The sequence below is a fragment of the Rheinheimera oceanensis genome (assembly GCF_018831085.1).
Taxonomy (GTDB): domain Bacteria; phylum Pseudomonadota; class Gammaproteobacteria; order Enterobacterales; family Alteromonadaceae; genus Alishewanella; species Alishewanella oceanensis.
The window spans coordinates 225,615-248,293 of the sequence record NZ_JAGPNM010000004.1 but is presented as its reverse complement, the minus strand read 5'-3'; the positions used below and the strand labels follow the sequence as shown (position 1 = coordinate 248,293).

Annotated in this window: 22 protein-coding genes; 14 read left to right on the top strand and 8 right to left on the bottom strand. The window is 46.2% G+C overall.

From position 1 onward, the window contains the following. Positions 1–9 precede the first annotated feature (9 nt). The 5 genes from J3B89_RS11275 to ubiG form a co-directional block, all read right to left on the bottom strand. Positions 10–1,101: a tetratricopeptide repeat protein gene (locus tag J3B89_RS11275; protein WP_215397666.1), complete on the bottom strand. Its 1,092-nt coding sequence runs from the start codon at positions 1,099–1,101 to the stop codon at positions 10–12. Between the two features lie 70 nt (positions 1,102–1,171). Next, positions 1,172–1,426 (bottom strand): class I ribonucleotide reductase maintenance protein YfaE, encoded by a 255-nt coding sequence (gene yfaE, locus J3B89_RS11270; RefSeq protein ID WP_215397665.1) that lies wholly within the window; start codon positions 1,424–1,426, stop codon positions 1,172–1,174. Positions 1,427–1,434: 8 nt separating this feature from the next. Then, positions 1,435–2,565: a class Ia ribonucleoside-diphosphate reductase subunit beta gene (gene nrdB, locus J3B89_RS11265; protein WP_215397664.1), complete on the bottom strand. Its 1,131-nt coding sequence runs from the start codon at positions 2,563–2,565 to the stop codon at positions 1,435–1,437. Positions 2,566–2,635: 70 nt separating this feature from the next. Beyond that, positions 2,636–4,921 (bottom strand): class 1a ribonucleoside-diphosphate reductase subunit alpha, encoded by a 2,286-nt coding sequence (gene nrdA, locus J3B89_RS11260; RefSeq protein ID WP_215397663.1) that lies wholly within the window; start codon positions 4,919–4,921, stop codon positions 2,636–2,638. Positions 4,922–5,261: 340 nt separating this feature from the next. After that, positions 5,262–5,972 carry a bifunctional 2-polyprenyl-6-hydroxyphenol methylase/3-demethylubiquinol 3-O-methyltransferase UbiG gene (gene ubiG, locus J3B89_RS11255; protein WP_215397662.1) on the bottom strand — a complete coding sequence of 237 codons (711 nt, stop codon included), beginning with the start codon at positions 5,970–5,972 and terminating at the stop codon, positions 5,262–5,264. Between the two features lie 187 nt (positions 5,973–6,159). On the opposite strand from ubiG, the gene gyrA reads away from it, so the two are divergent. The 10 genes from gyrA to J3B89_RS11205 all read left to right on the top strand — a co-directional run bounded on the left by gyrA (position 6,160) and on the right by J3B89_RS11205 (position 18,137). Next, positions 6,160–8,778: a DNA topoisomerase (ATP-hydrolyzing) subunit A gene (gene gyrA, locus J3B89_RS11250; RefSeq protein ID WP_215397661.1), complete on the top strand. Its 2,619-nt coding sequence runs from the start codon at positions 6,160–6,162 to the stop codon at positions 8,776–8,778. A 144-nt stretch (positions 8,779–8,922) separates the two neighbouring features. After that, positions 8,923–10,005, top strand: coding sequence for a 3-phosphoserine/phosphohydroxythreonine transaminase (gene serC / locus J3B89_RS11245; protein ID WP_215397660.1), 1,083 nt, complete (start codon positions 8,923–8,925; stop codon positions 10,003–10,005). After that, positions 10,002–11,282 carry a 3-phosphoshikimate 1-carboxyvinyltransferase gene (aroA, locus tag J3B89_RS11240; RefSeq protein WP_215397659.1) on the top strand — a complete coding sequence of 427 codons (1,281 nt, stop codon included), beginning with the start codon at positions 10,002–10,004 and terminating at the stop codon, positions 11,280–11,282. Before serC ends, aroA begins: the two co-directional genes overlap by 4 nt. Positions 11,283–11,426: 144 nt before the next feature. Further along, entirely contained in the window at positions 11,427–12,116 is a 690-nt protein-coding gene (gene cmk, locus J3B89_RS11235) for a (d)CMP kinase (RefSeq protein WP_215397658.1), read from the top strand. A gap of 110 nt (positions 12,117–12,226) precedes the next feature. Next, positions 12,227–13,903 (top strand): 30S ribosomal protein S1, encoded by a 1,677-nt coding sequence (gene rpsA, locus J3B89_RS11230; RefSeq protein ID WP_092793925.1) that lies wholly within the window; start codon positions 12,227–12,229, stop codon positions 13,901–13,903. A 64-nt stretch (positions 13,904–13,967) separates the two neighbouring features. Further along, positions 13,968–14,252 (top strand): integration host factor subunit beta, encoded by a 285-nt coding sequence (gene ihfB / locus J3B89_RS11225; RefSeq protein ID WP_068237962.1) that lies wholly within the window; start codon positions 13,968–13,970, stop codon positions 14,250–14,252. Between the two features lie 41 nt (positions 14,253–14,293). After that, the gene (locus J3B89_RS11220) at positions 14,294–14,536 is read left to right on the top strand and encodes a DUF1049 domain-containing protein (protein ID WP_215397657.1); all 243 of its coding nucleotides are present in this window, start codon (positions 14,294–14,296) and stop codon (positions 14,534–14,536) included. 3 nt (positions 14,537–14,539) lie between these two features. Next, positions 14,540–15,676 (top strand): tetratricopeptide repeat protein, encoded by a 1,137-nt coding sequence (locus J3B89_RS11215; RefSeq protein ID WP_215397656.1) that lies wholly within the window; start codon positions 14,540–14,542, stop codon positions 15,674–15,676. Between the two features lie 14 nt (positions 15,677–15,690). Then, entirely contained in the window at positions 15,691–16,395 is a 705-nt protein-coding gene (pyrF, locus tag J3B89_RS11210) for an orotidine-5'-phosphate decarboxylase (protein WP_215397655.1), read from the top strand. Positions 16,396–16,412: 17 nt separating this feature from the next. Continuing rightward, positions 16,413–18,137 (top strand): potassium/proton antiporter, encoded by a 1,725-nt coding sequence (locus J3B89_RS11205; RefSeq protein ID WP_215397654.1) that lies wholly within the window; start codon positions 16,413–16,415, stop codon positions 18,135–18,137. A gap of 5 nt (positions 18,138–18,142) precedes the next feature. Here J3B89_RS11205 and J3B89_RS11200 read toward each other — a convergent pair whose 3' ends face one another. Both J3B89_RS11200 and J3B89_RS11195 read right to left on the bottom strand, forming a co-directional pair. Then, positions 18,143–18,409 carry a hypothetical protein gene (locus tag J3B89_RS11200; RefSeq protein WP_215397653.1) on the bottom strand — a complete coding sequence of 89 codons (267 nt, stop codon included), beginning with the start codon at positions 18,407–18,409 and terminating at the stop codon, positions 18,143–18,145. A gap of 216 nt (positions 18,410–18,625) precedes the next feature. Continuing rightward, a complete protein-coding gene (locus tag J3B89_RS11195; protein WP_215397652.1) occupies positions 18,626–19,324 on the bottom strand; it encodes a hypothetical protein in 699 nt (232 codons plus the stop codon). Between the two features lie 205 nt (positions 19,325–19,529). Here J3B89_RS11195 and J3B89_RS11190 point away from each other — a divergent pair, with 205 nt between their 5' ends. The 4 genes from J3B89_RS11190 to J3B89_RS11175 all read left to right on the top strand — a co-directional run bounded on the left by J3B89_RS11190 (position 19,530) and on the right by J3B89_RS11175 (position 21,470). Beyond that, the gene (locus tag J3B89_RS11190) at positions 19,530–19,667 is read left to right on the top strand and encodes a hypothetical protein (protein WP_215397651.1); all 138 of its coding nucleotides are present in this window, start codon (positions 19,530–19,532) and stop codon (positions 19,665–19,667) included. 14 nt (positions 19,668–19,681) lie between these two features. Further along, the gene (locus tag J3B89_RS11185; RefSeq protein WP_215397650.1) at positions 19,682–19,981 is read left to right on the top strand and encodes a DUF4236 domain-containing protein; all 300 of its coding nucleotides are present in this window, start codon (positions 19,682–19,684) and stop codon (positions 19,979–19,981) included. Between the two features lie 227 nt (positions 19,982–20,208). Beyond that, positions 20,209–20,850: a TonB-dependent receptor gene (locus J3B89_RS11180; RefSeq protein ID WP_215397649.1), complete on the top strand. Its 642-nt coding sequence runs from the start codon at positions 20,209–20,211 to the stop codon at positions 20,848–20,850. A gap of 14 nt (positions 20,851–20,864) precedes the next feature. Next, positions 20,865–21,470, top strand: a complete 606-nt coding sequence (locus tag J3B89_RS11175) for a DUF938 domain-containing protein (RefSeq protein ID WP_215397648.1) — start codon at positions 20,865–20,867, stop codon at positions 21,468–21,470. On the opposite strand, the gene J3B89_RS11170 is transcribed toward J3B89_RS11175, so the two are convergent. Then, complete coding sequence (locus J3B89_RS11170) at positions 21,441–22,637, bottom strand: GNAT family N-acetyltransferase (RefSeq protein ID WP_215397647.1); 1,197 nt, start codon at positions 22,635–22,637, stop codon at positions 21,441–21,443. The two genes, J3B89_RS11175 and J3B89_RS11170, sit on opposite strands and share 30 nt — an antisense overlap. Between the last annotated feature and the right edge of the window lie 42 nt (positions 22,638–22,679).

The window sequence follows — 22,679 nt, the reverse complement described above, 5'->3', positions numbered from 1 at the left end:
AGGAGATCATCAGATCTCCTGTTTGGTTCCGGCCTGATCTTGTCCGTTGTCCTGCTTTTCTTCCTGTTTTTCTTGCACCCGCTCTGTTGCCGCTTCTGGTTGGTCAGTTGCTGGTTGCTCAATAATGGCTGGTGCGTCTTTAGCTTTTAATGCGCTGAGTAAACTTAACAGAATAAGGTTGAATTCTTCATCGGCAACCCTGGCGTGTGTCAGGCTGCCTACCAGCAAGGTAGCTTCAAAATTATCACCGGTACGATACATCAGTTGTGCCAGACGTAGCGTAGCCCAGGGCAGGGTTTTGTTTTCGCTGTCACTGTAAAACTCCAGATATTGCTGCAACGCTGTAATACCCAGCATAGCATCCTGATCGGCCACAACTGCCAGGCGGCCGATATGGTATAGCGCGTTGTATTTGTCGGTTAGATCGGTAGCGTATTCTGCCGCCAGTTTGTAATTGTCAAAAGCGGCGTCATAATCTGCCAATTCATTGAGAATTTGCGCTTTGCGCGCCAGCAGGCGGGCGTTAGGCGGATCTGGCATCATCTGTTCCAGCAAAGCAAGAGCTTCGGCTGGCTTCTTTTCATTTAGCAAAATACGGCTTTGTGCCAATAATGCCTGGGCCGGATTTTCTTTTGCCAATTGTTCTGTCATTGCCAATGCCAGCTCTTTATCGCCGCCGGCATTGGCAGGTGCAACGCTGTAAAAATCAATCAGTGCCTGGCGGGCAGCATAGTGATCCGGTTTTATAATCACAGCTTTTTGCAATAATTCCACACCACGCGCAGCCCGTTCTTTAGCCGAAAATACGTTACCATTACTTGCTAAACGAATTTTACTCAGGCCGGCCAGATAATTCAGCTCGCTGTTACCCGGAAATTGCTCTACGGCAAAGTTAAGCAAGGTGTTGGCATCTTCCAGCCGTTGCTGGGCAATCAGTGCTCTGGCATATATCACTAAGACATCGCCATGTTGCTTATAATCGCTTTGTTGTAAAATCTGATGTTCAAGTTCGCTAAACTGAGATTTGGCCAGCAATTCTTCGTACTGGGCTATATTGCTGGATGGCAGGGCACCTGCGAGCAAAAACAATAAGGCTTTCATTATCGATCTCCTTAAAGATCAACGAATATTATCAATAGTCTGCGGGAATACGCCGGAAATTACCATCAGTTCAGGGGATTTCAATTTCTATATCTGTAACCGGAACGCTACAGCAAGGCAGAAACTCACCTTTACGAACAAAAGCCAGCGGTTCATTTATATAATTTACCTCGCCGCTGAGTAATTTACAGCGGCAGGCACCACAATAGCCTTCACGGCAATGAAAATTTACTTCTAATTGCTCACGCTCCAGTGCATCAAGCAAAGTTCGTGCGCTGTTATCAAAATTGATAACAACGCCATTGCTAAGCTTAATGTCGGGCATAAACAGGCTTAGAGATCGAAATCGCCGAAGTCGCCACCATCAACTTCGTTATCAATCTGGCCAACCAGATAAGAGCTGATTTCGGCTTCCTGCGGTGCCACCTGCACATTGTCTGATACCAGCCAGGTATTGATCCACGGAATAGGGTTTTGCGTGGTAGGAAAAATAGCTTTCATACCAATAGCCTGCATCCGGCTGTTAGTAATGTATTCGACATACTGGCACAAAATATCTTTATTCAGGCCAATCATCGAGCCATCTTTAAATAAGTACTGAGCCCAGTCTTTTTCCTGCTCTGCAGCTTTACGGAAAATGGTATAAGCTTCTTCTTCACATTCTTTGGCTATTTTAGCCATGTCGGCATCGTCATCTCCGGCGGCCATTATATTCAGCATGTGCTGGGTGCCGGTTAAATGCAGAGCTTCGTCACGGGCAATCAGACGAATAATTTTCGCATTGCCTTCCATCAGCTCGCGCTCAGCAAAAGCGAAACTGCAGGCGAAGCTAACGTAAAAGCGAATAGCTTCCAGCACGTTTACTGACATCACGCACAAATATAAGCGGCGTTTTAACTCGTACAGGCTGATACTGTGTGTTTCGCCATTAATACTGTGTGTACCTTCACCGCAGCGCTGATACAGGTTAATGCCGTTTATCAGGTCGTCATAATAGCGGGTAACATCTTCCGCGCGTTCAAGAATCTTCTCGTTCAGCATAATGTCGTCAAACACTTTGTGCGGCTCGGCACTGATGTTACGCACAATATGGGTATAACTGCGGCTGTGGATGGTTTCACTAAAAGCCCAGGTTTCAATCCAGGTTTCCAGCTCAGGTAAAGAGACAATAGGCAAAAAAGCAACGTTGGGCGAGCGACCCTGCACCGAATCCAGTAAGGTTTGGTACTTCAGATTACTGATAAAGATATGCTTTTCATGTTCCGGCAGGTTTTGGTAGTCAATCCGATCTTTACTGACATCAACTTCTTCCGGCCGCCAGAAAAAGCTCAGCTGTTTTTCGATCAATTTTTCGAAAATACCGTATTTTTGCTGATCGTAGCGCGAAACATTCACCGGGTTACCGAAGAACATTGGCTCTTTCATTTGATCGTTAATTTGTCGGTTAAAGGTTGTGTACGCCATTGCCGCTTATCGTCCTAATAGGGTGTCATTACAAAGTACGGGCTACCGAAGTAGCCCGTTTAGTCCGGAATTAAATTTTGCAGGCACCGCCTGCGCAGCCATCATCTTCTACCTGAGGTTTAATATCTTCCTGCATATCAGATGCACCGTCACGGGTGTTGTGGTAGTACATGGTTTTTACACCCAGCTTATACGCTGACAGTAAGTCTTGCAGCAACAGCTTCATTGGTACTTTGCCGCCGTCAAACTTACTCGGGTCATAGTTGGTGTTGGCAGAGATGGTCTGGTCAATAAACTTCTGCATAATCGCCACCAGCGAGATATAACCGGTGTTGTTCGGAATATCCCACAACAGCTCGTACTGGTTTTTCAGACGTTCGTATTCCGGCACTACCTGTTTTAAAATACCGTCTTTACTGGCTTTAACACTAATATGGCCGCGCGGTGGTTCAATGCCGTTAGTAGCATTGGATATTTGCGATGAGGTTTCTGACGGCATCAATGCCGACAGCGTAGAATTACGCAAGCCATGATTCAGAATATCTTTACGCAGCTGCTCCCAATCCAGCAACAATGGCTCGTTGCAGACTTTATCAAGATCTTTCTTATAGCTGTCAATTGGCAGTATGCCCTGAGCATAAGTGGTTTCATTAAATTTAGGGCAGGCACCAAATTCCTGCGCCAATTTGTTCGACGCTTTGAGCAGATAATACTGAATAGCTTCAAAAGTGCGGTGCGTTAAACCATTGGCTGAACCATCGGAGTATTTAACGCCGTTTTTCGCCAGATAATAAGCGTAATTAATGACACCCACACCTAAGGTGCGGCGGCTGATAGAAGCATGAAATGCAGCCGGAATAGGGTAGTCCTGATAATCCAGCAGACTGTCCAGTGAGCGCACCGCCAATTCTGCCAGTTCTTCAAGTTCGTTCAGGTTTTCAATGGCACCTAAGTTAAACGCTGACAGCGTACACAGTGCAATTTCGCCTTCCGGATCGTTGACATCGTTCAATGGTTTGGTTGGCAGGGCAATTTCCAGACACAAATTGCTCTGGCGCACCGGTGCCAGTTTCGGATTAAACGGGCTATGGGTATTACAATGGTCAACGTTTTGCAGATAAATACGGCCGGTACTGGCGCGCTCCTGCATAAACAGCGTAAACAATTCCAGTGCCTTTAAGCGTTTTTTCCGGATAGACGCATCGGCTTCGTACTTAACGTACAATTCTTCAAACTTTTCCTGATCCTCAAAAAAGGCGTCGTACAAGCCGGGTACATCAGACGGGCTGAACAACGTGATGTAATCATCTTTAATCAGCCGGGTGTACATCAGGCGGTTAAACTGCACGCCATAATCCAGGTGCCGTACGCGGTTTTCTTCTACACCGCGGTTGTTTTTCAACACCAGCAAGGACTCCACTTCTAAGTGCCACAGCGGGTAGAATAACGTAGCCGCCCCTCCACGGACGCCACCTTGCGAGCAGCTTTTAACGGCAGTTTGAAAATGCTTATAAAACGGAATACAACCGGTATGAAACGCTTCGCCGTTACGGATTGGGCTACCCAATGCACGAATACGACCAGCATTAATACCGATACCGGCGCGCTGGCTAACGTATTTTACAATGGCACTGGAAGTTGCATTGATGGAATCCAGGCTGTCACCGCACTCGATCAGTACACAAGAGCTGAACTGACGGGTAGGGGTACGTACACCGGACATAATCGGGGTTGGCAGTGATAATTTAAACAAAGAGCAAGCATCGTAGAAACGGCGCACATAGCTTAAACGGGTCGATTTAGGGTAAGTTGCAAACAGGCAGGCAGCAACCAGCATATAAAGAAACTGCGCGCTTTCGTATATTTCACCGCTTACCCGGTTTTGCACCAGATACTTACCTTCTAACTGCTTCACCGCAGCGTAGCTGAAGTTTAAATCACGGCTGTGGTCGATAAAGCTGTTCATTTGCTCCAGCTCATCACGGCTGTAATCAGCCAGAATATGCTGATCATAGCGCTTGGCTTCTACCATTTTGACAACCTGATCATACAGGTGTGGTGGCTCAAACTGGCCGTAGGCCTTTTTACGCAAATGAAACACTGCCAGGCGGGCAGCCAGATACTGGTAGTCGGGGCTGTCTTTTGAGATCAGATCTGCTGCCGCCTTAATAATAGTTTCGTGGATGTCTTCAGATTTAATACCATCGTAAAACTGAATATGAGACTTTAGCTCAACCTGAGACACCGATACATTCGACAAGCCTTCGGCGGCCCAGGTAATAACGCGGTGAATTTTATCCAGATCTAACGCTTCACGGCGGCCATCACGTTTAGTGACGAAAAGAGATTGAGTCATTGCTGCAGCTTTCCATTTCAGTTGTAATTAATGGTTATAGTCAGCCATGTAGCGCACGGCTATTTTACCAGCAGCCATTGTTGCTTAATTACACAACATATAGGTGCTTTTTTGAAAGTGATCACAAGATAGTGTGTATTTTGACTTTTTGCAAGGCTTGACACTGAGGAAAAATAGCGCCGTTAAGCTTGGGGTTAGTAGCCGCTAACCGCCTTACCAGTGTGCAAAGATATACCGGAACAACGCAAGCTTTTTCTCTGAATAAATTTATTTATTCTATCAATATTTTTTTTATAGCCAGCAGCTATTTAGACGCCGGAAAAATAACCAGCCTGAGGCTTCAGGCTGGCTTACGGGCAACGACGATATAGTTTACATCTACACCCGGGCCGGTTTTAAAGCTTTCATTAATCGGGTTAAAGTGTAGCCCGGTGGCATCTGTTACTTCAAGCCCGGCTTGTTCGATAAAACGCATCAGCTCGGAAGGGCGGATAAATTTACTAAACTCATGCGTACCTTTGGGCACCAGTTTTAACAAGTGTTCTGCGCCAATAATGGCCAGCAGATAGGCTTTCCAGGTTTTGTTCAGCGTAGAGAAAAACAGTGTTGCACCGGGTTTAGCCAGATCAGCACAGGCCTGAATAACCGACATTGGCTGTGGCACATGTTCCAGCATCTCCATACAGGTCACCACATCAAACTGTGCTGTATGGCTTTTAGCATACTGTTCGGCAGTATCTTGCCGGTAGTTTACTTCGACTCCCGCTTCCAGCGCATGCAACCGCGCTACGTTAAGCGAATCATTAGCCATATCCAGCCCGGTTACCACTGCACCGCAGCGTGCCATGCTTTCAGCCAGAATACCGCCGCCACAACCTATATCAATAACGGTTTTGCCAAACAAGCCTTGTATCTCGTCGCTGATATAGCTTAATCGTACCGGGTTGAGTAAATGCAAGGGCTTAAATTCACCCGATGGATCCCACCAGCGTGAGGCAATATCGTTAAATTTGGCGATTTCGCCCGGATCAACATTCATATCTGCAGTCATATCTGATGCTCGTTAGTTTTTGCGCATTATAAAGCCTTGATCCATTTGAGCAATGCCAAAGCTGGCTTTGCCTTGCATTTGGGGCATGGCAAGTGAGATTTTCTGTGTTAGAATCCTGCGTTGTCTCGCGCTTTATAACATCGAAAAAAGCGAGTTATCTATCTGATTTAAGGGAAATTAGCGTTTTATGACAGATCTGGCCAGAGAAATAGTTCCTATAAATATCGAAGACGAATTAAAGAATTCGTACCTCGATTACGCAATGAGCGTCATTGTTGGCCGCGCCTTACCGGACGTAAGGGATGGTTTAAAGCCGGTACACCGCCGCGTGCTGTTCGCGATGAAGGAACTGGGCAATGACTGGAACAAAGCCTATAAAAAATCTGCCCGCGTGGTAGGTGATGTTATCGGTAAATACCACCCGCACGGTGATAGTGCTGTATATGACACTATAGTGCGGATGGCGCAGCCATTTTCACTGCGCTATATGCTGGTAGACGGTCAGGGTAACTTCGGTTCTATCGACGGCGACTCCGCGGCAGCAATGCGTTATACCGAAGTACGGATGGCGCGTATTGCACACGAGCTGCTGGCCGATTTAGACAAGGAAACCGTCGATTTTGTACCTAACTACGACGGCACCGAGCAAATTCCGGCGGTAATGCCCACCAAATTACCAAATTTACTGATTAACGGCTCCAGCGGTATCGCCGTGGGCATGGCTACCAATATTCCACCGCATAACTTAACCGAAGTTATCGACGGCTGCTTAGCCTTAATTGCTAACCCGGATATCGAACTGCACGAATTAATGCAATATATCCCGGGGCCGGATTTCCCTACAGCCGCTATTATTAACGGACGCAAAGGTATTGAAGAAGCCTACCGCACTGGCCGTGGCAAGGTGTATATCCGCGCTAAAACCGTGGTAGAAACAGACGAGAAAACCGGCCGCGAAGCCATTATCGTTAATGAAATTCCGTACCAGGTGAACAAAGCCCGTTTAATTGAAAAAATAGCCGAGCTGGTAAAAGAAAAGCGTATTGAGGGTATTTCAGCGCTACGCGATGAGTCTGACAAAGACGGTATGCGTATTGTTATTGAGCTTAAACGCGGTGAGTCAACCGATGTTATGCTGAACCAGCTGTATACCAACACCCAAATGCAAACCGTGTTTGGTATTAATATGGTTGCCTTGGATCAGGGGCAGCCTAAGCTGCTGAGCTTAATTGAAATGCTCAAGTGCTTTGTGCTGCACCGCCGTGAAGTGGTTACCCGTCGTACCGTGTACGACCTGCGTAAAGCCCGTGATCGCGCGCATATTCTTGAAGGCTTAGCCATAGCACTGGCTAATATCGACGATATTATCGAGCTGATTAAAACCTCTCCCAGCCCATCTGAAGCCAAGTTACGTTTAGTTGACCGTGGCTGGCAGTTAGGCGGTGTCAGTGCCATGTTAGAGCGTGCCGGACAAGATGCGGCGCGTCCGGAGTGGTTAGAGGAGCACTTCGGTATTCGTGATGGCTTGTATTTCCTGACCGAGCAACAGGCACAGGCCATTTTGGATCTACGTTTACACAAACTGACCGGGCTTGAGCACGAGAAAATCCTTGATGAATACAAGCAGCTGTTAGAGCTTATTGCCGAGTTACTGCATATCCTGGCCAGCCCTGAGCGCTTAATGGAAGTGATCTGTGAAGAGCTCGAAGCGGTTAAAGCGCAATATGCTGATAAACGCCGCACTGATATCCAGGACAATATGCTGGATATCAATATGGAAGACTTGATCACCGAAGAAGACGTCGTTGTGACCTTGTCACACCTGGGCTATGCCAAGTATCAGCCATTGTCTGATTACGAAGCTCAGCGCCGCGGAGGTAAAGGTAAAGCCGCCACCACGGTAAAAGATGAAGACTTTGTTGATAAGCTCTTAGTTGCCAGCACCCATGACACTATTTTGTGCTTCTCTAACCGTGGTCGTTTGTACTGGATGAAGGTGTATCAATTACCGCTGGCCAGCCGAACTGCCCGCGGTAAACCGATTGTGAACATACTGCCGCTGGAAGAAGGCGAGCGTATTAACGCTATTTTGCCGGTACGTGAGTACGAAGCCGACAAGTATGTATTTATGGCTACCGCCAACGGTACGGTGAAGAAAACCTCACTGGTAGAATACTCTCGGCCACGTTCAAACGGCATTATTGCCGTTAACCTGAACGACGGAGACCGTTTAATCGGTGTGGGCATTACTGATGGCAACAGCGAGATTATGCTGTTCTCTGATGATGGTAAAGTCGTGCGCTTTACCGAAGACCAGGTGCGTGGCATGGGCCGTACCGCTACCGGTGTACGTGGTATTAAACTGCGTGAAGGTGGGTCTGTCGTGTCGTTAATTATTCCAAACGGCGAAGGCCCAATTCTTACGGTTACAGAAAACGGCTACGGTAAACGTACTGCGTTAACAGAATATCCGGCGAAAAGCCGTGCTACACAAGGCGTGGTATCCATTAAGGTATCTGAGCGTAATGGCCTGGTGGTAGGGGCGGTACAGGTGAACGAGTTGGATGAAATTATGATGATTTCCAACAAGGGCACGCTGGTACGTACCCGTGTTAATGAAGTATCGGAAGTAGGGCGTAATACCCAGGGCGTGATCCTGATCCGCACTGCCGAAAATGAAAAAGTAGTTGGTGTAGCCAAAGTAGACGAAATTCAGGATGCGGAAGAGTTAGCCGCTGCCGAGGCAGAGAAAGCCGCCAATACTGTGTTGACGGACACCCAGTTAGCGCAGGATGAAGAAGAGTAACACCCAGATAAAACGGGCGCTTATGCGCTCGTTTTGCTTTTAACTGTAGCAAAATTAAAACAACAAGATCGGCATTGAGCCGGCAGCAGCAAATACTACCAGGCCAGTTGAATAGACGCGCTAAATCAGGAGTAAGCAGTAAAAATGACAACCTTTAATTTTTGTGCCGGCCCGGCAATGTTGCCGGTAGAGGTAATGCAGCAGGCACAACAGGAATTTATTAACTGGCAACAACATGGCTGTTCCGTAATGGAGATGAGCCATCGCAGCAAGCCGTTTATCCGTGTCGCCGCAGAAGCCGAGCAGGATTTACGCGATTTACTTAATATTCCGCCAAATTATAAGGTGCTGTTTATGCATGGCGGCGGCCGCGGCCAGTTTTCCGCTGTGCCACTTAATTTGTTAAACCCGGGTTCATGTGCAGATTATATTGTCTCCGGTGCATGGTCTAAATCAGCGGTAGAAGAAGCGGTAAAATACGGTGATATCAACGCACAGGATATCCGTCAAAAGAGCGCTAATGGTATTCGTACCGTTACGGCACCGGATGACTGGCAGTTAACCACAGGCGCAGCTTATGTGCATTGTTGCCCGAATGAAACCGTTGATGGCATCGAGTTTACTGCATTACCGCAAACCAACAGCCCCATCGTTGCTGATTTATCTTCGACTATTTTATCCAGGCCAATTGACGTTAGCCGCTACGGCGTAATTTATGCCGGTGCGCAGAAAAATATCGGCCCGTCAGGTTTGACACTGGCCATAGTGCGCGAAGACTTATTGCCTGGCAAAGACGCGGTTATTCCATCGGTACTGGATTACCGTTTAGCTGCAGAGAACGACAGCATGTTTAACACTCCGCCTACCTTTGCCTGGTATCTGGCCGGCTTAGTATTTAAATGGCTAAAACGCCAGGGTGGTGTGACTGAAATGGCTACGCGTAACCAAGCTAAAGCCAGCTTGTTATATGATTATATTGATAGAAGTGATTTTTACAGCAATGACGTCGATCCAGCGTACAGGTCGTGGATGAACGTGCCGTTTTTCTTAAGTGATGAGCGCTTAAACGATATATTTGTTGATCAGGCAGAAACTCACGGTTTACTGGCACTAAAAGGCCATCGTATGGTTGGTGGTATGCGTGCCAGTATTTATAACGCTATGCCACTGGAAGGTGTGCAAACTTTGGTGAGTTTTATGCAGGAATTTGAGCGGGTGCACGGATGAAAACTTTAACCTTAAACCCCATCAGTAAAATGAACGGCGAAGTGCATTTGCCGGGCTCAAAAAGTATTTCGAACCGGGTATTGCTGCTGGCTGCACTGGCAGAAGGCACGACACAGATCACCAATTTACTCGATAGTGATGATATTAAGCATATGCTTAATGCCTTAACGGCACTGGGTATCAATTATACGCTGTCTGCCTGTCGCACCGAATGCAAGGTACAGGGGATTGGCGGTCTATTCAAACACCCGCATGCACTAACTCTGTTCCTTGGCAATGCAGGTACAGCAATGCGGCCGCTAACCGCAGCTCTGGCAGCATCGGATGTAGATGTCACGCTTACCGGCGAGCCACGTATGTACGAGCGGCCAATAGGCCATTTAGTGGATGCGCTTAACCAATGGCAGGCCGATATCCGCTATCTTGGCACTGCAGACTTTCCACCGCTGCAGATCAAAGGTAAAGCGTTATCCGGCGGGAAAATGCAGATCGACGGCAGTATCTCCAGTCAGTTTTTAACCGCAGTACTGATGGTAGCACCGCTATTAAATGGTGACAGTGAAATAGACATCATCGGTGAGCTGGTATCCAAGCCATATATTGATATTACCCTGGCATTGATGCAGCGTTTTGGCGTTAGCGTGCAAAACCATGACTACAAACGTTTCAGCATCAGTGGTAAGCAGGTGTACCGCTCGCCCGGCCAATGGCTGGTTGAGGGCGATGCGTCATCAGCATCTTACTTTTTGGCGGCTGCGGCCATTAAAGGCGGCAGCATAAAAGTGACCGGCATTGGCAAACACGCAGTACAAGGTGATATTCACTTCGCCGACGCACTGGAAGCCATGGGAGCCAGTGTTGAGTGGGGCGATGACTATATTATGGTTACGCGTAATGAGCTTAACGGTATAGACCGTGATTATAACGCCATACCTGATGCTGCCATGACTATTGCTACAACAGCGCTATTTGCCAAAGGCCAAACCGTTATCCGTAATGTGTATAACTGGCGGGTAAAAGAAACTGACCGCCTGGCAGCGATGGCGACTGAACTTAGAAAAGTGGGCGCAGAGGTAGAAGAAGGCCACGATTATATTAAAGTGACGCCACCAGCCACGCTTAGGCATGCCAGTATTGCTACCTACAATGACCACCGTATGGCGATGTGTTTTTCACTGGTTGCTCTGAGCGATACCCCGGTAACCATTGAAGATCCGGATTGCACCGCTAAAACCTTTCCGAATTACTTCAGTTTATTTGCCCAACTGGCTGGCTAAATAACTAAAAACATCCAGACGCGTAGCCTTCTGACTGCGCGTCTTTCCTCCGCTTTAGCGCAATTAAACACAGATTTTGTCGCAAAAAGCTGTATAATACCGCCGTTTTTAAATCCGATTAACCAGTAGTTTGAAGGGGGTAGGATGCCACATTCTGCAGCAGTAATTACCATCGATGGCCCCGGCGGTTCCGGTAAAGGTACCATTTGCCGTTTACTGGCCCAGCGTTTAGGCTGGCAATTACTCGACAGTGGCGCTATTTACCGCGTGCTGGCTTTGGCAGCTATGCATCATCAGATTGTTTGTGATGATGAGGAAGCCTTACAGCCGTTGGCGGCACATCTGGATGTGCAGTTTAACAGCGATGAGCACGGCAATATCCGTATAACCCTCGAAGGCGAAAATGTGTCGCATACTATACGTACACAAGAAGTTGCTGATTTAGCATCAAAAATTGCTTCATTGCCGCGAGTAAGAGAAGCATTGCTACGCCGGCAGCGTGCCTTTGCTGAAGAGCCGGGTTTAGTAGCAGACGGCCGTGATATGGGTACTGTGGTATTTCCGCAAGCCGCAGTTAAAATATATTTAACAGCTACCCCGGAAGAGCGCGCCAGGCGGCGCTATTTAGAGTTGAAAGAAAAGGGCTTTGATGTTAACATCGGCGACCTTTTGAGCGAAATCCAGGCAAGAGACGAGCGCGATATGAACCGCGCTACAGCACCGCTAAAACCAGCTGCTGACGCCTATATGCTGGATTCGACCAATAAAACTATTGAACAAGTGTTGGAAGAGGTACTGAACTACGCAGGTATGAAAATACCGGGCTTAGTGTGAACCAGGCCAAAACCACATTTTGGACAGCCTGTTAAATGGATTTAAACAGGTAAATTTAGCAACCCCACAACGCACGACGCGGCGTGGAGCACTTAACTGAAAAAGTGACTATGACTGAAAATTTTGCACAACTACTTGAAGAAAGCTTCAAATCTGAAACACGCCTTGGCTCTATCATCAAAGGAACAGTTGTTGCTGTTCTGAAAGATGTTGTTATGGTTGACGCAGGTCTGAAATCAGAAGCCGCTATCCCGGTTGAGCAGTTCAAATCTCTGAACGGCGAAATCGAAGTAAGCGTTGGCGACATCATCGATGTAGCGTTAGACGCTATTGAAGATGGTTTCGGTGAAACTCAGCTGTCTCGTGAGAAAGCTAAACGCCACGAAGCCTGGGTACGTCTGGAAAAAGCCTGTGAAGACAAAGAAACTGTTATCGGTGTTATCACTGGTAAAGTTAAAGGTGGTTTCACAGTTGAAGTTGACAGCATTCGTGCATTCCTGCCTGGTTCATTAGTAGACGTACGTCCGGTGCGTGACACTCTGCACCTGGAAAACAAAGAACTTGAGTTCAAAGTTATCAAACTGGATCAGAAGCGTAACAACGTGGTGGTATCACGTCGTGCCGTTATTGAATCAGAAAGCAGCCATGAACGTGACCAGCTGTTAGAAACACTGGAAGAGGGCATGGAAGTTAAAGGTATCGTTAAGAACCTGACTGACTACGGTGCGTTCGTAGACTTAGGTGGCGTAGACGGCTTACTGCATATCACTGATATGGCATGGAAGCGCGTTAAGCACCCAAGCGAAATCGTTAATGTTGGCGACGAAATTCCGGTAAAAGTACTGAAATTCGACCGCGAGAAGCAACGTGTATCTTTAGGCCTGAAGCAAATGGGTGAAGATCCATGGGCTGCTATCGCATCACGTTACCCGGAAGGTGCCCGCATCACTGGCCGTGTAACTAACCTGACTGATTACGGCTGCTTCGTAGAAATCGAAGAAGGCGTAGAAGGCTTAGTACACGTTTCAGAAATGGACTGGACTAACAAAAACATCCACCCATCTAAAGTGGTTAACTTAGGTGATTCAGTGGAAGTTATGGTGCTGGAAATTGATGAAGAACGTCGTCGTATTTCTTTAGGCCTGAAACAATGTAAAGCTAACCCATGGGAAGAGTTCGCTAAGGGCTTCAACAAGGGTGATCGCGTAAGCGGTAAGATCAAGTCAATCACTGACTTCGGTATCTTCATCGGTTTAGATGGCGGCATCGACGGTCTGGTTCACTTATCAGACATCAGCTGGAACGCTACTGGCGAAGAAGCGGTACGTGACTTTAAGAAAGGCGACGAAGTACACGCAGTTGTGTTACAAGTTGACCCAGAGCGTGAGCGTATCTCTTTAGGTATCAAGCAACTGGACGAAGACCCGTTCAACGGCTACCTTGCTGACAACAAAAAAGGTGCTATCGTTAAAGGTGAAGTAACTGCCGTTGACGCTAAAGGCGCTACTGTGATGTTAGAAGGTGCAGTAGAAGGTTATGTTCGTGTATCTGATATCGCGCGTGAGCGTATTGAAGATGCCACTACAGTGCTGAAAGTTGGCGAAGAAATTGAAGCTCGTTTAATGGGTGTTGACCGCAAGAACCGCGTAATCAGCCTGTCAATCAAAGCTAAATTTGAAGCTGAAGAAAAAGAAGCTATGGATACTGTCAACAGCAAGCAACAAGAAGCTGATTTTGGTGGTAACGCTATGGCCGAAGCATTTAAAGCTGCTCAGAAGCAGGATTAATTGCTAACGAAGCAGGGGGCTTAAGCCTCCTGCTTTATCCAAAATCAGGTTTGCCGGAGGGGCTATGACCAAGTCTGAATTAATTGAAAAATTAGCTACTGATTTCCCGCATATTCAGGTCAAGGATGTTGAAGCTTCAGTTAAAGAAATCCTCGAGCAGATGGCGCAATCATTAGCCGCTAACGAACGCATTGAAATTCGTGGTTTTGGTAGTTTTTCACTGCATTACCGTGCACCGCGTGTAGGGCGTAACCCTAAAACCGGTGACAAGGTTGAACTTGACGGTAAACATGTACCACACTTCAAACCTGGTAAAGAATTACGTGACCGGGTAAAAGACAACACCTGAGTCTCAATTTATTGAGTTTGCAGGCGTAAACGGAGTTTCCCTTGCGCAGACTACTTTATATCGCAGTAATAGTAGCCCTGATTGTAGTAGGGGTGCTGTTTGGTTCTATTAATCAGCAGCTTGCTGATTTAAATCTTCTTGTTGTCAGCGCACGCCTGAGAGTTGTTGATATTGCGCTGATTTTCCTGCTGCTGGGCATCTTGCTTGGCCTGATGATAGCCCTGCTGTATTCACTGCAACGTAAAGCAAAGGGTTGGCTGCGCAAATCAACGGAAAACAGCTAGCCTATGTTAGAGCTGCTGTTTTTGTTATTGCCGGTAGCTGCAGCCTATGGCTGGTTTATGGGGCGCAACAGCGTTACGCATAAAGAACTTAAAGGCCGTGCCAACATTACCCGCAATTTATCTTCCGGTTTAAATTTCTTATTAACCGATCAGGAAGATAAAGCTATTGAGCAATTATTAGAGCTGCTTGATATAGAAGCTGCAACCATTGAAACCTATCTGGCGCTGGCGAATCTGTTTCGCCGTAAAGGCGACTGGGATAAAGCTATTCGTATTCACGAAAAACTACACCAGCTTAAATTGCCAAAACCGCAGGCGCAGCAAATTCAGTTTGAACTGGCCAAAGATTATTTTTCTGCCGGCTTGTATGACAGAGCTGAAAAATTACTGGTTAACCTGGTTAAGTCACCGGTACTTGGAGAAGCGGCACTAAAGCAACTTTTTAGTATTTTTATTGCCACTCACGAGTGGCATAAAGCTAAGCAATATAACGCTGTGGTAGACAGCACTGAATCAAGCACTTTGCGTATTGCTCAGGCCAATATGCAAATTGAAGCGCTGAAACAACAGAGCGAACACAGCACCGAGCCACTGCTGGAGTTAGCTTCACGTTACCCGGCTGCGGTGCGGCCTAAATATGAACTTGCTAAGCGGGCACTGGCAGAGCAGCATACTGCGCTGGCCAAATCAGCCTTGTTATATATTGTTGAACACAGGCCGCAATGGAGTGCTGATATCCTGCCTTTGTTACAACAGTGTGCGCTTACCGATGAAGAGTGGTATCAGCTATTAAGTCAGTTAGCAAACAAACAGCACAATATCAGTGCCGTAGTGCTGCTTGCCAGCTGGTTGGCTGAGCATGGTTCAGCCACTGCAGCTGAGCAATTTTTGCTGGATAAATTAAAGCAGCAACCCAGTATCCGGTTGTTTCAAAAATTACTGCAGATCCGGCAACAGCAATCGGCACCGGCTGCTGAAGCTTTATCGTCTGTAGAAGAGCTTGTGAACGCCTATCTGGATAAAAAATCGTTATACAGTTGCCGTAACTGTGGCTTTAAAACCCGTAAACATTATTGGTTGTGTCCGTCTTGTCAGCAGTGGGAAACTGTAGAGCCTATCAGCGGTATTGACGGTCGTTAGTGAAAGGAAAAAGCATGTCCTGTAAGACCCCTGTGGTGGTAGCTCTTGATTTTGAACAAAAAGCAGAAGCACTAAACTTAGTTAGTCAGTTAGACCCAACGCTGTGCCGGCTGAAAATCGGCAAAGAAATGTTTACTTACTTTGGCCCACAGTTTGTACAACAACTGCAGCAACGCCATTTTGATGTGTTTCTGGATTTGAAATTTCACGATATACCCAATACCGTAGCTAAGGCAGTAAAAGCGGCCGCTGATTTAGGTGTGTGGATGGTAAATGTGCATGCCAGTGGCGGCAGTAAAATGATGAATGCAGCGCGTGAGGCACTGATAACTTATGGCGCTGACAAGCCTTATCTTATAGCTGTTACTGTGTTAACCAGTATGGAGCAAAGCGATTTAACAGAGTTAGGTATTAACCAAACACCCGAGCAACAGGTACTGAAACTTGCTACTTTGGCGCATGGGGCTGGTTTGGATGGTGTTGTGTGTTCAGCGCAAGAGGCCGCATTGTTAAAACAACAATTTGGCAAACAGTTTTGTTTGGTTACGCCAGGTATTCGCCCGGCCAGCAGCAGCCAGGACGACCAAAAACGTGTAATGACACCCGCACAGGCGCTGACTGCTGGCGTTGATTACATGGTGATCGGACGCCCAATCACTAAGGCAGTACAACCACTGCAAGCACTGAATGCTATAGTTCAGGAGATATCAAACGCTTAATTTATCCGGAGGTTAGAATGGATGGTATAAACCTCGCGATATTAATTGGCGGTTTTCTTTTTGTTATCAGTATCATCGCTACTCTTATTTCAGCTCGCCTTGGCGCGCCGATGCTACTGGTATTTCTTATAATTGGCATGTTGGCAGGCGAACAAGGCCTGGTTGGCATTAAGTTCGATAATCCGCAGGTAGCATTTCTAATTGGCTCTATAGCCTTAGTTATTATTCTGTTTGACGGTGGTATGCGCACCCATCCGGAGCGCTTTCGTGTGGCTCTTGCACCGGCATCAATGCTGGCCACTGTTGGCGTAGTGCTTACCTGTTGCATTGTAGGCATTGCTGCAGCATATTTGCTTAACCTGACGTTGCTGCAAGGCTTGCTGCTTGGGGCTATTTTAAGTTCGACAGATGCTGCTGCGGTATTTTCTATTTTCCAGTCACAAGGGTTGCGGATTAAAGATCGCGTGGCATCAACGCTGGAAATAGAATCAGGCAGTAATGATCCTATGGCAGTTATTCTAACGCTGACCTTAGTAGGAGTATTAGCTGAAGGCAATACTTTAAGCTGGGACGTTGGAGCAACCTTTTTACAGCAAGCTGTAGTAGGGGGCGTTATGGGCTATACGGCAGGGCGGGTATTTGTTTTTTTATGCCGTAAATTACCCCTCAGCTTTGCTTTTTTCCCTTTATTGGCAGTAGCCAGCTGTATCTTCATTTATGCGGCAACCAACTCTTTTGGCGGTAGCGGTTTTTTAGCAGTGTATTTGATGGGTTATCTTGTCGGTAATGCGCGCTTGCCGCAGATTATTCATATTTTGCGGATGCACGATGGTTTAGCCTGGATCAGTCAAATTGGTATGTTTTTGATGTTAGGCTTACTGGTTGTACCCAGCAACTTAATGAATCATCTGGTACCGGCGTTATTATTGGCGGCAGTGCTGATTTTTATAGCCCGGCCGGTAGCCGTATTTTTCAGTTTAATACCATTTCGTTTCCCGGCACGCGATCAGCTCTTTATCAGCTGGGTTGGGCTACGCGGTGCAGTGCCAATTATTTTAGCATTATTTCCCTGGTTAGCTGGCATGCCGGATGAGCATTTGTATTTTGACGTTGCCTTTGTTGTGGTTATCGTATCGTTAGTAGTGCAAGGCTGGAGCATAGTGCCAATAGCCCGCTGGTTAAAACTTGAAGTGCCTGCCGAGCTGACACCAGATCAAGTGATGCCACTGGATGCAGTACCCAGTAATGACGTAATGGAAGTGCTGGCATTTAAAGTAACAGACAACTCGCCGGTACTCGCTTCAAGTTGGCCAGATTTACAGTTTAAACAACCAGTGCAATTTTTAGGTGTAGTGCGCAATGGCGAATGGATATTACCGGAGAAGAAGCCGGTATTTAATGCCAAAGACACCATAATGGTGCTAACCAAACTTAAACATGCCCGGCAAATAAGCGAAGTTCTGGCCAAAGATGCAGAGAAGTCAGTACTAAACCAAAGCAGCTTCTTTGGTGATTTTGTGCTTAATGGCAGCATCAGCCTTAGTGATTTAGATGCGTTTTACACGATAAACTTTGCAGATCAGGATCCGCAGCAAACCCTGGCTGGCTATATCACACAACGTTTTCACCGTCGGGTAGTTATTGGTGACCAGGTACAGCTGGATAAATTGTTATTAACCGTTCGCCAGGTTAATGACGCCGGCGAAGCAACTCAGGTGGGTATTAAACCCGTAGCTGATTAACGCAGTTAATCCTGAGCTTTGGCGTCATTTTGCAGCATGCGTTCCAGCTTGGTTTTCGACATAACATACATGGTTACGGTGTCTTTTAGCTCGGCATGCGCATTTAGTAGTGCGTTATGCTTTTTTTCCAGCTCATCAAAGTCTTTTTTCAGCTGCACATATTCAGCAAGGCCTTTAAAGATAGCTTTAGAGTAAGTAAGCTCGGCTGTCATACGCTGCGCTTTGGCTAAAATAGCCAGTTGTTCGTCATTAGGACGAATGGTAATTGCCATAGATAAACCTGAACAGAAATACAGAATGACAGCATTTTACAGCGTTGAGTTAAAATAGAAAGCTTATTGGAAGCATAATGAAGGTAATGAGAAGCGATGCACGGATTTTATGGTTTCAATAGGTGCTTTACCAACTATGGCTTTATATCCCATAATGTATATTATGTTAAATTGATAATTATAACCAATAAAGCATGCTAGCCTTTTACGTGGTTTCTATTTATCTGTGTTACTACCAACCTCATCCACTAATTGATAAGTTGGTGTATAAACCCCCTTCGTCTTAACTTCTGCATCAGGGTTTGCAAGCTGGTTTTCTGTTTTCAGCCTGCACCAGACAAAGTATAAGGTTTTATACCGCTGAAAGTCTGAACCAACAAACCAGATAAGTGATAGCGCCACGCCAAACATTGTTATAGCAAACAAAGCATGAAGCAAGCTTGGTTCTGCTATTAGCGGCACGATACCACTGAAGCCCAAAATGAATAAAATTATCGACGCCCAAAAAGAATAAAACGTTTGGCTCTTATCAAACCAGCCAAATTCAATGGCAATTTTGCCGTTTACTGGTTTGACGTACTTTGCAATGCGCTTTAACTGTCTACTGGTGAGAAAGTTTTTCAAATATAACTCCCGCAGCATGTCTGCATCTTCGATTGACGCTCGAATGCCAGATGCCAACACAAAAGCTTCTTCTTCAATGCGTTTATCAATATACTCCGCGACCTTTGAACCTACAGAAATATTGGCTTTAACTTCGGCAAGCCGTTTTAGATCACGTTTTAAATACAGTTCGTCGTGAGTATCAATGACGGCTCTGATAACTTTAATCAGCCCTGATACCAATGAAATGCTGATAACTACCGCAGCAATTAGCCAATGTGTGTTAACTAAGTCTGATGTTAGCTGTTCCAAACTAAATACCTGTTAATGTTGAAAACTGAGTTAAACACTTCAATTGCATACAGAAAAATCGACATTAGCACGTCCTTGGAGCTTGTGAGTTGTTGTTAATTCGCGTAGAACATAACTCGCAGTCAGCTAACAGCGCAAGTATTTAACATATTTTAAGCATTAACGGCAACCACCCTCACCTACTTGCTATGGTCTGGCGCTATAAGTGGACAGCAGAACAGTCAGCCAAGCAGCTGGGGAAAAGCTAAAAGACATCACCAGCGGCACAAAATACAAAATGTTGTTGCATACTGCTGATTATCTTAATAGGCTGGTTAAAGACTTCACTGAAGAAATACTTTAAACCGAAGGACTGTTATGTTTAAAAGAAGACGCAGTATCAAATTAGCTAAAGGTGTTAAGCTGAATCTTGGCAAATCTGGTATCTCAAGTATTTCTGTAGGTGGTAAAGGTCTGACTTTGAACGGCAGCCGAAAAGGACTTAAAGCCACCGCCAGCATTAAAGGCACTGGTTTATCATCAAGTTCATACTTGATAAAAAACTCTTCACAAAATACTAATTCAACTGATAGACCACAGCATGAACCTAGCAAATTTGAGCGTTGGCTACTGTTTATTGTTTTTTGTGTCTTTATTTATTGGCTTATCTGGTTGTAAAGGTGTTTTATTTTTTACAAGTTTATTAACCAAAGATGTCTCTAACTTCGTCAATGTCATCTTCGGATTGTTCTGTCATGGCAAATCTCTTATACAGATAAACTTCAGATCATCAGGCTTGTTGCTTAATGTTGATACTACAATACTTTATTGAATAATTTCACTTATTTGCTGCAAAGATGCTACTCTGTTTGCGTTTATTTCCCTTAGATCACAACAGAGGTTTTATGAAGTCAATTATTGCTGGCCTGGCACTTACTGCTTTAGGCTGCTCTGCTTTTACTACACAAGCCAATACGCCAAACACTGGCTGGAAGCAGGCAACGAAGTCTGATATTAACTGGAATTACATAGGTGCTGGTTATGCCAAAGCAACGATTAAAAATATAAGCCCTGACGACATTGATCTTGATGGTTATCAGCTAAACGCCCGTTATCTATTGTCTGATAACTTGTACCTACATGCTTCTTACTATGATGTATCAGGTGATATTGTCCTTGATGATATTGTGGGGCTTGAGCTGGAAGCGTCTGAATTAGTAGTAGGTTTGGGCCTGCGCCAGGCAGTGACTAAGAACATCGATTCTTTTATTGAAGCTGGCTATGTGCGCTCAGAAATGGGAGTGGTTAATTTTGAAAAACAAACGTTTAACGGTTTTCAGGCCAGTGCTGGTTTTCGTTATCTTGTGATCCACAATCTGGAACTGTCAGCAGCGCTGCGTTATAACGACAGCTCAGGCAGTGACAGCAGTACTTTTGGCGATATCTCGGCGCGTTATCGCGTTACGCCAATGATAGATTTATACATTAACTACCAGTTTGATAGTGATGCTTCTTTGCTGGGTACTGGTATCTCACTGAATTTCTAGCAGGTAGCTTAGCGATGCAAAGCGATCTGCCCTTCTCCCAGGCTTGTGAAAATAACAAAGCGCCTATTTTAGCGGTGCTGCAACAGGCGTTTGCCAATTGCAGTAAGGTGCTGGAAGTAGGCAGCGGTACCGGCCAGCATGCGGTGCATTTTGCTGGTGCTTTGCCACATTTGTGCTGGCAGGCGTCGGATCAGGCGATGTATTTGCCTGATTTAACCGAGAGGCTGCGCCGCGTAGCCTTGCCCAACCTGCCCTTGCCATTGCAACTGGACATCAGTACCGATGCATTGCCAGAGCAGCAGTTTGACGCACTATTTAGCGCCAATACGCTGCATATTATGCCGTGGCCTGTGGTTAAGCAGTTTTTCAGCCGCTTAACCGCTTTAACTACACAGCAAGCAACGCTTTGTATTTACGGCCCTTTTAACTATAACGGCCGCTTTACCAGTGATAGTAATAAAGCCTTTGATCTGTCACTTAAAAGCCGCGATCCGGCGATGGGTATCCGCGATGTAGCTGCGGTTGTTGCTTTGGCCGCTGCCGCCGGTTTTACCCTACAGCACGATCACAGTATGCCGGCAAATAACCGTTTACTGCAGTTTTTCCGAACTGGCGCTTAGCTTTTTATAGGGTAAAGCCTGCATTGCTGCCGCACTATAGGCTTTAAGGTGTTCAGTTTCCTGCTGAAAATATGCTGTTATCGCGCCACTTAACGGCGTGTCAGCAAACAGGTAACTGCCATTGCGCATTACCGGTTCAAAGCCGCGCTTAAGCTTATGCTCGCCCTGAGCGCCGGCATCAAAGTAGCTCAGGCCATACTTAATGCAATACTCAATACCCTGGTAATAACACAGTTCAAAATGCAAATGCTCGGCATCAACAAGTGTGCCCCAATATCGGCCGTACAGAGTATCTGCGCTTTTAAAACACAGAGCAGCGGCAATAATGTCTTGTTCTGTTTCACCGCTAAAAGCCGCAAATACTACTATGCTATCGGCCATGGTTTCAGCCAAAGCAATAAAGCTTTGCGGGCTGATATAGCCATGATGGCCGGAGCGTTTTAAGTAGGTCGCCTGATAGCAACGAATAACCGCCTGCCAGTGTGCAGCACTAAGCTCATTGCCATGCAGCGTTTTAATGCTAAAACCGTTGGTTTGGTTACGCTCATGACGGATCTGCTTGCGCTTACGGGCGTTAAGCTGCTGTAAGAAATCATCAAATTGGTTATAACCGCTGTTTTGCCATAAAAACTGCACGTCATGTCGCGCTAAAAAGCCCTGTTCTGTCAGCTTGTGTTGTAACTGTGCTGTGGTATATAGCCATTGCGCGCTGCAAAAGTCGTTAGCGGCTACTCGCTGCTTAATTGCTGCACAAACCAGTGGCATCAGGCTTTCAGCAAGATCAGCATTTAGCAGGCCAAGCCTGGGCCCTGTTGCCGGTGTAAAGGGAATAGCTGCTATCCATTTCGGATAATAAGCCAGTTTGTGCTGCCGGTACACTTCAGCAATTTGCCAGTCGAACAGGTATTCGCCATAGGAGTGGCTTTTAATATAGCCGGGTACTGCAGCCAGCAAAATGTTGTCCTGCCATAATGTCAAATGTTGGCTATACCAGCCGCTGTTATGCTTACTGGTGCGGTTGGCACTATCTACACTATCGCCCTGCTCCAGCGCCAGTAAAAAAGCATGCCGGCAAAAAGGGTAAGCGTGCGGTTTATCATTGATAAACAACGCATCCCACTGCTGTGCGGTTACCTGAGTTAATGAACTAAGCCATTTAAGCTGCATAACGATTAGTCGGTTTGGTTATCAGGTAGAATAAAGTGGTAT